13 protein-coding genes are annotated in these 11756 nt (G+C 35.9%); 4 read left to right on the top strand and 9 right to left on the bottom strand.

Annotated features, from left to right (window positions below; genetic code table 11):
• Positions 1–38 precede the first annotated feature (38 nt).
• The 3 genes from thiI to ezrA all read right to left on the bottom strand — a co-directional run bounded on the left by thiI (position 39) and on the right by ezrA (position 4274).
• Positions 39–1256: a tRNA uracil 4-sulfurtransferase ThiI gene (gene thiI, locus OZX56_RS04995; RefSeq protein ID WP_277139115.1), complete on the bottom strand. Its 1218-nt coding sequence runs from the start codon at positions 1254–1256 to the stop codon at positions 39–41.
• Positions 1257–1260: 4 nt separating this feature from the next.
• Positions 1261–2418, bottom strand: coding sequence for a cysteine desulfurase family protein (locus OZX56_RS05000; RefSeq protein ID WP_277140356.1), 1158 nt, complete (start codon positions 2416–2418; stop codon positions 1261–1263).
• A 140-nt stretch (positions 2419–2558) separates the two neighbouring features.
• Positions 2559–4274, bottom strand: coding sequence for a septation ring formation regulator EzrA (gene ezrA, locus OZX56_RS05005; RefSeq protein ID WP_277140357.1), 1716 nt, complete (start codon positions 4272–4274; stop codon positions 2559–2561).
• A 329-nt stretch (positions 4275–4603) separates the two neighbouring features.
• Between ezrA and rpsD the strand changes: the two genes are divergently transcribed.
• From rpsD to OZX56_RS05030, 4 genes are all read left to right on the top strand, one after another.
• A complete protein-coding gene (gene rpsD / locus OZX56_RS05010; RefSeq protein ID WP_277126331.1) occupies positions 4604–5215 on the top strand; it encodes a 30S ribosomal protein S4 in 612 nt (203 codons plus the stop codon).
• 66 nt (positions 5216–5281) lie between these two features.
• A complete protein-coding gene (locus tag OZX56_RS05015) occupies positions 5282–5752 on the top strand; it encodes a YueI family protein (RefSeq protein WP_277126330.1) in 471 nt (156 codons plus the stop codon).
• Positions 5752–7059, top strand: coding sequence for a replication-associated recombination protein A (locus OZX56_RS05020; RefSeq protein ID WP_277139116.1), 1308 nt, complete (start codon positions 5752–5754; stop codon positions 7057–7059). The genes OZX56_RS05015 and OZX56_RS05020 overlap by 1 nt, the downstream gene beginning before the upstream one ends.
• Before the next feature lie 625 nt (positions 7060–7684).
• Positions 7685–8131 (top strand): universal stress protein, encoded by a 447-nt coding sequence (locus OZX56_RS05030; RefSeq protein ID WP_277126966.1) that lies wholly within the window; start codon positions 7685–7687, stop codon positions 8129–8131.
• 44 nt (positions 8132–8175) lie between these two features.
• Here the strand turns inward: OZX56_RS05030 and OZX56_RS05035 are convergent, their stop codons facing one another.
• From OZX56_RS05035 to OZX56_RS05060, 6 genes are all read right to left on the bottom strand, one after another.
• On the bottom strand, positions 8176–9369 hold the full coding sequence (locus tag OZX56_RS05035) for an FtsW/RodA/SpoVE family cell cycle protein (RefSeq protein WP_277126327.1): 1194 nt from the start codon (positions 9367–9369) through the stop codon (positions 8176–8178).
• A 16-nt stretch (positions 9370–9385) separates the two neighbouring features.
• Complete coding sequence (locus tag OZX56_RS05040) at positions 9386–9613, bottom strand: DUF2969 domain-containing protein (protein ID WP_277126326.1); 228 nt, start codon at positions 9611–9613, stop codon at positions 9386–9388.
• 8 nt (positions 9614–9621) lie between these two features.
• Positions 9622–9915 (bottom strand): membrane protein insertion efficiency factor YidD, encoded by a 294-nt coding sequence (gene yidD, locus OZX56_RS05045; RefSeq protein ID WP_277126325.1) that lies wholly within the window; start codon positions 9913–9915, stop codon positions 9622–9624.
• Positions 9916–9932: 17 nt separating this feature from the next.
• Positions 9933–10922, bottom strand: a complete 990-nt coding sequence (locus OZX56_RS05050) for a rod shape-determining protein (protein WP_277126324.1) — start codon at positions 10920–10922, stop codon at positions 9933–9935.
• Positions 10923–11005: 83 nt separating this feature from the next.
• Positions 11006–11236, bottom strand: a complete 231-nt coding sequence (locus OZX56_RS05055) for a DUF1146 family protein (protein WP_277126323.1) — start codon at positions 11234–11236, stop codon at positions 11006–11008.
• 66 nt (positions 11237–11302) lie between these two features.
• Positions 11303–11746, bottom strand: a complete 444-nt coding sequence (locus OZX56_RS05060; RefSeq protein ID WP_277126322.1) for a F0F1 ATP synthase subunit epsilon — start codon at positions 11744–11746, stop codon at positions 11303–11305.
• Positions 11747–11756 lie beyond the last annotated feature (10 nt).

Genomic DNA, 11756 nt, shown 5'->3' on the forward strand with positions numbered 1-11756 from the left:
CTCTTGATTATTGCTTTGAGGGTATTATAGCACGACTTTTATAATAAAGCAGCATCTTCTTCAGCTTTATCTGCTAAAAACTTTTCATTTGGATGAATTGTTGTCACTTTAATTCCAGATAAAGCTCGCTCTATTAAGCCTTCAACATCAAGTCTTGCTTCAAATTCTCGTGCCTTATCAATTTTGGGCTTTGTCTTCGGTCTTGGTGGTGCAAAAATGGTGCAACAATCTTCAAATGGCTCAATTGATAGGTCAAAAGTACCAATTTCTTCAGCTAATTTAATAATTTCAGTCTTATCCATCGTTGCTACCGGTCGTACTACTGGTGTTGTGGTTACATCATTAATTGCCGCCATCGACTCTAGAGTTTGTGAAGCAACTTGACCAACAGACTCACCATTAAAAATTGCTAATTCATTTCTTTGAGCACGAATTCTATCAGCTAGCCGCAGCATAAACCGCCGCTGGACCGTCATTAAATATCCTTCTGGTAGTTTTTCTTTGATAGTCTCTTGGATTTCAGCAAACGGTACTGCAATAAAATTAATCCGTCCTGAATAATTAGCCAGGATACCCGTTAATTCTTTGGCTTTATTTAGTGCTTTTTGCGTTGTATATGGTGGACTGTAGAAATGGATCATTTCGATATCAACGCCTCGCTTTAATGCCAAATATGATGCCACCGGTGAATCAATCCCACCTGATAGCATCATCACGGCGCGACCTCCAGTTCCAACTGGCATCCCGCCTACACCATGCAATAATTGATTAGAAATATAAATAGCATCCTGGCGAACTTCAATTCTTAATGTTAAGTCGGGATGCTTCATTTCTACCTTTAAGTCTGCCATATGTTTAAATAAATAGTCACCAACCATGGTATTCAGTTCGTTAGTATCATAGGTAAAATGATGATCGCTACGCCTAGTATTTACTTTAAAAGTCATGCCTGGCTTAAAAGTTTCTTTCATCAATTCCAGAGAAGTTTCTTCAATTGCTTGCAGTGTTTTTTCTACCTTAATCGTTGGTGAATAAGTTTGGATACCAAACACCTTACGCAAACGTTGATCAACTTCACTAAAAGACGCTCCGTTAAGCACAATATGCATCCGATCATGACGAGGATGAATTTCAATTTCAGGAAAATCATGCAACACCTTGGTCACATTGCCTGCCAATCGGCCAATAAAGTCCTTACGATTCTTGCCTTTAGTTGACAGTTCACCATAACGAACCATAATTTCAGTATATTTCATTAATTCAATCTCCTAAATGATTAATTTGCGCAAAATGATTATAAATTTGTTCAAAAGTATGGATAAACTCTGTCGCTTCAGCCAAGGTATTACTCTCATCAAAACTTAGGCGAATTGCACTGGTTGCTAAATCATTATCAATATGCATAGCAGCTAAAGTACTGGCCTCATCACTTCGAGTTGAAGCACAAGCTGAAGTAGTTGAAGTGTAAATATCATAGTCTTCAAGTGTATGAACTAAAGTTTCTCCCCGAATTCCCTTTAAAGCAAAACAAAGAATATGCGGTGCAAAATCATCATTAAGCTCAGAAAAGATTTTCACTCCAGGTTTAGTTTGCAAATAATCACTAATTTTACTTTTAATTGCTAATTCTTGTTCAGCTTTAGCTTGTTCATCAGTTAACAACAAACGAATTGCCTTAGCCATTGCAGCAATAGCTGGTAAATTTTCAGTTCCAGAACGCAAGCCTTTTTCCTGACCACCACCATCTAGCAATGGACTCAACATTTTGCCAGTTTTTTTATATAAAATACCAATTCCGCGAGGAGCATGAAACTTATGTGCAGAAAAACTAGCTAGATCTACTCGCTCAGTAAATACCTGTGACCAGATATTTTTACCTAAAGCTTGAACGTTATCAACATGAAATTGAATTGTCGGATAATTAGTTAAAAGATCGCTAATGTCATCAATTGGCTGAATAGTTCCAATTTCATTATTAACTCCCATAATTGAAACCAAAGTAGTATCTGTATCAATCGCCTGACGTAAGTCGTTAACATTAACCCTACCATGGCGATCAACAGGCAATCTGGTGACCCGATAACCTAAATTTTCTAACGCATTAAAATCATTCATCACAGAAGCATGTTCAACGCTTGAAGTAATCAGGTGCTTACCAAATTCACGTTTTTGAATAGCTGTTCCCTTAATCGCAGTATTATTAGACTCAGTTCCACCAGATGTAAAGAAAACTTCTTCCTGCTTAACACCTAAGAGTTGGGCAATTTGCTGACGCGAACTAGTTAGCAATTGAGCCGCTCGGTCGCCCATTTGGTGTAAGCTTGACGGATTGCCCCAAATATCCCGTGCAACGGTGTTATACGTACTCAAAACTGTATCATCAATTTTTGTAGTAGCGCTATTATCAAAATAAATCACAGATTTACTTCCCTTCAAAAAGCCATAAATAGGCATTCGTTAACTTATAAATTGTAACTTAAATTAAACTTTCCAGCAAACAATATTTACCAATAAAAAACAGTTTTAGTATCAATTCTAAAACTGCTTAGTTTACTTGTTTAACTATTTTTACGTTCAGAATAATAAATATTTTCCAAACGTTGATATGACCCAGGCTCTACCTTTTCAATGGCCGTTGCAATTGTATCTAAAGCTTCTTTATAATTGAAGTCTTGACTATAAAGCTGCATCGCCTTTTGTTGAGCCTGTTTTACAGCATCATTACCAGAATATTTATTAGAATATTGGAGAGTTAACTCAACTAGATCAGCAGAATTAATAATGTCATCCGCTTCACGTTTTAAGCGCTCAACATCATCGGAAATTTGAATTAATTCTGTTGATATTTTTTCCATATTTATGCGAACCTGACTTAGTTCTTCAGCAACATGACCAACTTCATTAACTACTAAGGTATACATCTGAATAAAAGTATCTGGATTACCAGGTAAATTTTTACGTTCTAAGCGACGATATACTAACGAAATTTCCTGTTTAAATCGCTTAATTGAATCATTGGCAACATTCTCAGAATCATAAAGTCCCTCAACATCCTGCGCCATTTGCTTTTGCCGTTCGCTAATTGCGCGCAAACGATCAAGTAAGTCCAGCCAAGAATTTTTGATTTCAGAGTAAACGCCTTTGCCATCGGCAATATTTTGGGTATCAACCGTATATTGCCGATTCAAATCATTAACTTCTTGTTCTAGCTCACGACTTTCATCAAGTTCACCATGAGTTAATTCATAGCTTTCATCAATATGACGCAATTTTTCAACCAAATTTTTAGATTCAACTTGACCACGTGCTAGCAAACGCTGAATCTTATCCTGGTTTTCTTCGATAAATGGTTTGGCCTGATATTCCTTGGTTAAAAGATCATACAAATAATCAATTTTTTGTTTAATCTCCTGAATTTCATCAGCTAATTCAGATATCTTTAAATCAGCCAAAAATTCATTGGCCTGCGCTACCTGTTGCTGAATCTTCTTAATTTCTGCAAGCACATCAACTTTAGTGATGTAGAATTTCTCAGACATCATTAATTTATATGTATCAGATAACTCACTTAACTGTGCTTGAAACACACTATCAAGTTCGTGGCGACTTTGCTTTAGTTTCGGGAGCTTATCTTGCATATTATTTAAGGCAACTTTTATTTTAGATAAAATCCGTTTAGCTTCAACTTGATCACCCTGTGCGGTTAACCCCTTAGCTTCTGCAAAATCAGCTTCTAAAGCAGTTAATTCAGTTTCAATTTTATCTAAAGCAGCACCATAATCAAATGAGTCAGCTAAAACAGCTTTACGCATTTGCCGATAAAGTTTAAGTAGTGCCTCATATTGTAATTGATTTTCTCGATTAGATTCAAGTAGTTCAGTGAAAACTTCCTTAGTATTTTTGACGTCATCATAAGTTGGCTGCAGTATTTCTTGCGCTTGTTTGATATTTTTATGTGCTTTAAACAAATGATAATGGACATTTTGATCTGCAGCTTGCTCAAGTAACTGTTCAACTTGCGGAATTTTATTTTCAATTGCATCTTGATAACAATTTTGCCAAGTTGTTAGCGTTGTTAAACTTTCACCAGCAAGCTCCATCTTATTAAGGCGTTCAATATCCTGTTGCAAGTCCATCTTTTCAATTTTACTAATTAAATTGTCAAGCTCGATGATCTCACGCAATTGTCGCCGATTAACAATAACCATAAATGCCACAATAAGAATAATCATTAAAATTATAACTACGGTAACTATAGACTGGGTTGATGACATAATTTTTCCTCCGACATTTAGCTTAATTATACCAAATTTATGGTTAACTGTGAAAACAGTTTTAAATTTATCTTCAAGTAGGTGCCCGATAGTCACATTAAAGAAAGTTGATTCACTGAACTTGCTTTCATTGCTTAACACCGTTATAATAAAGTTCGTGTAAAATATTTGCAGCTTTAAGCGACAAGAACGTCACCATCTTAATACGTTTAGTGAACGAGTAACCTTCGGCTGCAACAGGCGAAAATGAAAATTAAGATGCACGAATGTTGAGCTTATGTGTAGTATTTTACTCCAAAAACTGTTATCAGAATTTATTGGAGGATTTTATGTCAAGATATACAGGTCCAAGTTGGAAACGTTCAAGAAGATTAGGTATCTCACTTTCAGGTACTGGCAAGGAAATTAGTCGTCGTAACTATGCTCCTGGTCAACATGGTCCAAATTCACGTGGTCGTTTATCAGAATATGGTGAACAATTACACGAAAAGCAAAAGTTGCGTTGGATGTATGGTTTGAATGAACGTCAATTTAGAACTTTGTTTGAACGCGCTGGTAAGATTCGTCAAGGTGAACACGGTGTTAACTTCATGATTTTACTTGAACGTCGTTTAGATAGCGTAGTTTATCGTCTAGGTTTAGCCACTACTAGAGAGCAAGCTAGACAATTAGTTAACCACGGTCATGTTACTGTTGATGGCAAGCGGGTTGACATTCCTTCTTATGAAGTTAAAGTTGGTCAGACTATTGGTTTAAGAGAAAGATCAAAGAACTTACAACAAGTTAAAGACGCTCTTGAAGCTGTAGTAAATCGTCCTTCATTTGTTTCATTTGATGACAATAAACTGGAAGGTACCTTTGTACGTTTACCAGAACGTGATGAATTGGAACCTGAAATTAATGAAGCTTTAGTTGTTGAATACTACAACAAGTTACTTTAATTTTTTATTTACGAAAACCTTTCCGTTGGGAGAGGTTTTTTTGTTACTAAGAAAGGAACTCTTGTAATGACCGAAGATTTAAACACCCGTGTTGAACACGCTGCTCAAGGTATTACACCGCAAACTAAACCAGATGAACGCAGAAGATTCTTAGGATCACTGCGCGAACGCGTATTAGTCAGAATGAATAATACCGAAGTAACTGACCCAAAATTGACTAGTCTTTTTTTAAATCATTTTGCCGATTACCAGGGCTACTCAATTCTAATTAACGGCAATTTAGATGATAATTTTTTAAATCAAGTCGAGGCACAGTGTGGCCGTTATGAGGTCCCTTTTACCTTAGTTAACAATGAAACTGCCCGCACTGGTAGTGAAGATACGGCAATCTTAGTAGTAGCCAAAACCGCAATCAATAAACCTAGAATTGAAGTTAATCAAGTTTATTCCCCTGAATTGCCTAAAGACCAGTTATCAAGCTCACAGCCAAAGAAAAAATCTGGCTTTTGGCATCGACTATTCCATGGAGATAATTAATGAAGCCTTTAGCTTATCGAATGCGACCGCAAAATCTCAACGAAGTAGTTGGCCAGCAACACCTAATTGGTCCAGGTAAAATTATTCGCCGAATGGTTGAAGCCAAGCTCCTTTCTTCAATGATTCTCTATGGGCCTCCAGGTATTGGCAAAACTAGTATTGCTAGCGCAATCGCAGGATCAACTAAGTATGCCTTTCGCAAATTAAATGCGGCCACTGACAGTAAAAAACAATTAGAGCAAGTAGCTGCTGAAGGCAAACTGAGTGGCACAGTAATTCTTTTACTTGATGAAATTCACCGTTTAGATAAAACTAAGCAAGATTTTCTATTACCTTTACTTGAATCTGGTCAGATCATTCTAATTGGTGCTACTACAGAAAATCCTTATATTTCAATTTCACCAGCAATTAGATCTCGATGTCAGATTTTCGAGCTTAAACCGTTAACAGAGTCAGATATCAGGCAGGCAATTCATCGCTGCCTATTAGATGAAAAAAACGGTTTAGGAGATTATCAAGTTACCTTAACCAATGATGCAGAAAAATTATTAATTCAAAAGGGCAACGGAGATTTACGCGCTACGCTCAATGGCTTGGAGCTTGCTGTCAGATCAACTAAACAGGAATTAATTGCCGCTGGTAAAACAGCTACTAATTTCAAGATTGACCAAAAGGCTATGTCAGATTCAATCCAGATGCGTAGTCAAAATTTTGACGCTACTGGAGATGGTCATTACGACTTAGTTTCAGCTTTTCAAAAGTCAATTCGCGGCTCAGATACAGATGCTGCACTCCACTATCTGGCTAGACTGATTGAATCCGGAGATTTAGTTGCAATTTGCCGTAGACTTAGCGTTATCGCCTATGAGGATATCGGTCTAGCAAACCCACCAGCTGCTCAGAGGGCTATTGTGGCAATTCAAGCTGCTCAATCATTAGGGTTACCTGAGGCTCGAATTCCTTTAGCAAATGCAGTAATTGAACTTTCTTTGTCTCCAAAGAGTAATAGTGCAATTAGTGCAATCGACGCGGCTTTAGCTGACGTTCAAAAAAATGATATTGGTGCCATTCCCAATGATCTAAAAGATGCTCATTATTCTGGTGCCAAAAAACTTGGACATGGTACAAATTATCTTTATCCTCATGACTACCCTAATGATTGGGTGTCCCAACAATATCTACCAGATAAATTACTTGGTAAAGATTATTTTAAGCCTAAGGGGAATTCTAAATTTGAAAAAGCTTTGAAACAACAGCATCATACTTTACAGAAAATGCAACAAGACGAACTTCATAAGCATGAATAACTGGACTTTCAATACCTTGACAAGTCTGACGAAATTGGATACTATATCAATTGATCTGAGTTGATCAACAGGCTTAAATGTATAAAGTTGACCGATCAAACTAAAGACGTGCGAGTTAGTAAATAACTACCGAATCGGAAGACTATCATTAGCATAGGATCCATATTCGCTGCGCTACTACTCAATTTTTGAACATTGCGGGTTCAACAAGCGTCATTATGCTATGTTTGGTCAATTCGGATTTTTTTAGAACTCAACATAGAACGGTCTAAGACCGTTCTTTTATTTTTTAAGGAGTTTTTATGATTATCAAAATTGTGATGGGAATTTTTTTATTACTGCTGCTATACCTTGCTTATTACCTTTGGCACAATCGCAATGGTCATTTTTTGATTTTTAACAGTCAAAATAATCCCTATTTTACTACAATAATGTCCTGGACTGCAGTATTGCTAGGCATCGAATGTATACTTGGCTTCATTTTGCTATTTCAAGCTAATAAGTACCTTAACTTCATCACTTTAATAATTAGTTCAATTACTGTTTTGACATTTAGTTTATTAATCAATCAAATAAATGAGTAATCTATAGAATATTTGGTAAAATAAAACTTAAGAGGTGTTTTATAATGAAACAATACCATCATGTTTTGGTTGCCATTGACGGATCTAAAGAAGCTGATTTAGCCTTTGAAAAGGCAATTGGAATAGTTAAAGATCGCAGCGATACCACTTTAGATATTTTACACGTAATCGATACTCGTTCATTTCAAAACGTTTCGAGTTTCGATTCGGAAATGGTTGAGCAGGTCTCAAGCGATGCCCAAGAAAAAATTAAGCATTACTATCACATAGCTCAAAAATACACTGCTAATGTGCATTACACAATTGAGTTTGGGTCACCCAAAACGATAATTGCGCATGACTTTTCACAAAAACATCAAATCGATTTAATTATACTTGGAGCCACCGGGCTTAATGCTGTTGAACGTTTATTAATTGGTAGTGTAACTAAATATGTTACTCAAGCAGCAGAATCCGATGTGCTAGTATGTCGCGGCAAAGAAAATTAATGTATATAAAAAGAGTTCATTTTATGATGAACTCTTTTTATATATTAAAAATCTCCAGCTTGACTAAACATGTAATCCTTATTATGGAATTTCATCGATAAAATCATGCCAATTCCCATCATATTCCCAATAAGCGCTGAACCACCTTGTGAGATAAATGGTAATGGTATACCTGTCAGTGGTAAAAGATCAATACTCATACCAATATTTTCAAAAACATGAAACAAGATCATCATAATTACACCAGTTGAAATGTAAGAATAGAAGGCATTTTTAGTTTCAAAAGTGATCTTGACCATTTGTACAATCAAATACAAATAAAGCAAAATCACAGCCACACTACCAATTAAGCCAAATGATTCACCAATAACAGAAAAAACCATATCTGAACCACGAACAGGTACATAAACATTTAAGTGACCAAAGCCATTTCCAAAGATCTGTCCTGAACCAATCGCTTGCATACTAAGCCACAGTTGATACGCTCCACTCGAAGTATCCGTTGATGGATTTAACCAGGCCATAATTCGTTTAAACTGATAAGGTTCAAAAAAATGACTCAAGATTTTTTGTCCACCAGGTGTAGTTACCATAAAAATAACTAATCCTGCCACAGCCACTACCAAAATAATCATTGGCGTAATTATTTTCCAGGAAATTCCTGAAACTAGAATCACACCACCAGCAATCGCAATAAATACCAGCAGAGTACCAAAGTCATTTTGTAATTTTAGTAAAATTGCAACTGGCAATAACCAGGCAAAGATTTTTCCTAATAACAGCCAATCATTTTTAATGGTATGCACTAATTTTTGATTATGATCATGCACAACTCGCGCTAACATTAAGATAAAAGCCGGTTTCATCACTTCTGAAGGTTGAAAAGAAATCGGTCCTAACTTAAACCAACTCTTAGCACCTGTATCGACAAATGCGCTTCGATTATAAAGAAATAATACTGCAATCAGCAATAAAATTCCTAAAGCATAAAAATATGGCGCTACACGTAGCAACTGTTCTGCATTAAACTGCATTACAAAGATAACAATTACAATTGAAATGAAATACCATAAGCCCTGCATCACTACTGCCTTAAGTGGGCTTCCCATATGGCTAGGATCATCTGCAGCAGCAAAATAGATTGAATATAATCCAATTAATGCAAAAGCAATTATCGGTAAAACAATATTCCAGGCAATACGATCAAATAAATTCGTTTTATTTTCTACTTTTACCATTAATTATCACTACTTATTATTTCTCATGCAAAACAAAGTATGAAAGCAAATCATTAATTACACTGTCCAAAGTTTTAGCATATAAAACATTACTAGTTTTACCAGTAACGGCCCGATAACGACCTTCGGTTTTTTCAATTACTCCGATCGCCTTTTTATTGGGAATAACTACTTCCCAAGTAGGTAATTGTTTGCCTTTTACTTCATTTATCTCAACATTAATATTTTCTGGTTTTTTTGACATTTTTGCTCCTATTTCACATCTGGATGAAACTTCTTTGCGATAATCTCATCTTCATATTTTTCTGGATGAGCATTACGAAAAATAGTAAATTTTTCAGGTACTGGGTCTACACCACCACGAACAAAAGGATTACATCGTAAAATACGACAGATTCCCATGATTAATCCCAAAAAGGCTCCATGCTTTTTTAGTGCAGTTATCATATAACTAGAGCATGTGGGATAATATCGACAGGTCTTAGGTAAAGCTGGCGAAATAATTTTTTGATAAATTTTAACTAGAAAAATTAGGCATTTACCCAAGTTAATCTCCTTCTTAATTAATGATGATTGTGCTTTTCAATATTTTTAAGTAACGTACCAGTACCAAGTGCAACTGCCTCTAATGGATGATCGGCCGTTAAAACTGGAACCTTCAAATAATATGAAATTAGTTTATCAATATTCTTAAGCAATGCACCACCACCTGTTAGCATGATACCACGATCAATAATATCAGCTGACAATTCTGGTGGCGTACTTTCCAAGACCTCTTTAGTTGAAGCAATAATATTCATTAAGCCGTCATGTAAAGCTTCTTGAATTTCTGGTGCTGAAACTGTTGCTTGTTTAGGTAAACCATCAACCATATCACGTCCGCGAACTGTAATCGTTTGCTCATCATCCGGATCAAATGCGCTACCAATTTCAATCTTGATTTGTTCAGCTGTTCGCGAACCAATTAATAAATTATGCTTATTCTTAATATATGAACTAATTGCCTGATTCATATGATCACCAGCATAACGCAATGACTTGCTCGTAACAATTTCACCCATTGATAACACTGCAATATCAGTTGTACCACCACCAATATCAATGACAATATTGCCTTGTGGTTTAAAAATATCAAGACCCGCTCCGACTGCAGCTACTTTAGGCTCAAAGTCAAGGTAGACCTTGCCACCACCAGATTTTTCAGCGGCCTGAATAATTGCTTTTTGCTCAATTGAAGTCACTCCGGTTGGTGCGCAAATTAGCGTGCTAGGTTTAGACATGAACCCCTTAACATTTAATTTTTCAATAAAATAAGATAACATTGCTTCAGTAATATCGAAGTCAGCAATTACACCATTCTTCAGTGGTCGGATAACACGAATATTACCGGGCGTACGACCAACCATTTTGTATGCTTCGGTCCCAACCGCTACCACTTTATTTGTACTAGTATTTACAGCAACAACGGATGGTTCATTTAATACTATTCCCTTGCCAGAAACATTTATTAATACGTTGGCTGTTCCTAAATCTATTCCTATATCTCTTGCCACAATAATCCTCCCTATACATTCAATCAATATTTTACCATAAAGCTATTATATCTGCCTTGCTAGTAACTAGTTTTTACTAACTCTTAAAAGAAGTTGCTTAATTGCAAAGAAGTATCCATTAAGGAAATAAAAAAATTACCAACTGTATATCCTAATGCAATTGCTAAAAAGATTACCAACAGCTGTGCTTCAAAGGTTTTACCTCTTTTAATTATTCTATCTATTCTAATACTTTTCATTATCTGAAAAGAAAGTGCAATCATAATCAAGTAAATTATAATGCTGATCAATGCATGTACGCCAAGTTGAAACATTTTATTTCTCACTTTTCTTTAGTAAATAAAAACGGATGCGCTTCTAGTACATCCGTTTTAAAAACTCTAATTACCAATATTTGAATTGTAAACACTAATTCTATTTACAGCTCTTCTTAATGCTACTTGAGCTCTTTCAAGTGAACGTTCATCATGCTTTTCTTTTGCTTCAGCCATTGTCTGCTCAGCTCGCTTCCTAGCAGCCTGTGCACGAGAAACATCAATATTACTTGACCTTTCAGCACTGTCAGCTATTACTGTAGCAGTATTATCAGAAAATTCACAATAGCCACCGCTAACTGCAATATGATCAACTACTTTATTCTGCTCACGACTTCTTTTTACCTTGATTTCACCAATTGATAGTGGTGTTAAAATCGGCAAGTGATTGTACATGATTGATCTTCGACCATCAATTGCATTCATCTCAATGATAGTGGAATGATGTGAATAAACTACACCATCAGGAGTTACAACATTTACCATAAAAAGTTTTTCTGGATCTGCCATTTGACATCAC

Source organism: Lactobacillus sp. ESL0684 (genome assembly GCF_029392675.1).
Taxonomy (GTDB): domain Bacteria; phylum Bacillota; class Bacilli; order Lactobacillales; family Lactobacillaceae; genus Lactobacillus.

Coding starts and splice junctions, on each gene's coding strand:
- OZX56_RS05020 (WP_277139116.1), top strand. CDS start 5,752: ATGAAGCCTTTAGCTTATCGAATGCGACCGCAAAATCTCAACGAAGTA.
- OZX56_RS05040 (WP_277126326.1), bottom strand. CDS start 9,613: ATGTCAAAAAAACCAGAAAATATTAATGTTGAGATAAATGAAGTAAAA.
- thiI (WP_277139115.1), bottom strand. CDS start 1,256: ATGAAATATACTGAAATTATGGTTCGTTATGGTGAACTGTCAACTAAA.
- OZX56_RS05055 (WP_277126323.1), bottom strand. CDS start 11,236: ATGTTTCAACTTGGCGTACATGCATTGATCAGCATTATAATTTACTTG.
- OZX56_RS05015 (WP_277126330.1), top strand. CDS start 5,282: ATGACCGAAGATTTAAACACCCGTGTTGAACACGCTGCTCAAGGTATT.
- ezrA (WP_277140357.1), bottom strand. CDS start 4,274: ATGTCATCAACCCAGTCTATAGTTACCGTAGTTATAATTTTAATGATT.
- rpsD (WP_277126331.1), top strand. CDS start 4,604: ATGTCAAGATATACAGGTCCAAGTTGGAAACGTTCAAGAAGATTAGGT.
- OZX56_RS05035 (WP_277126327.1), bottom strand. CDS start 9,369: ATGGTAAAAGTAGAAAATAAAACGAATTTATTTGATCGTATTGCCTGG.
- OZX56_RS05060 (WP_277126322.1), bottom strand. CDS start 11,746: ATGGCAGATCCAGAAAAACTTTTTATGGTAAATGTTGTAACTCCTGAT.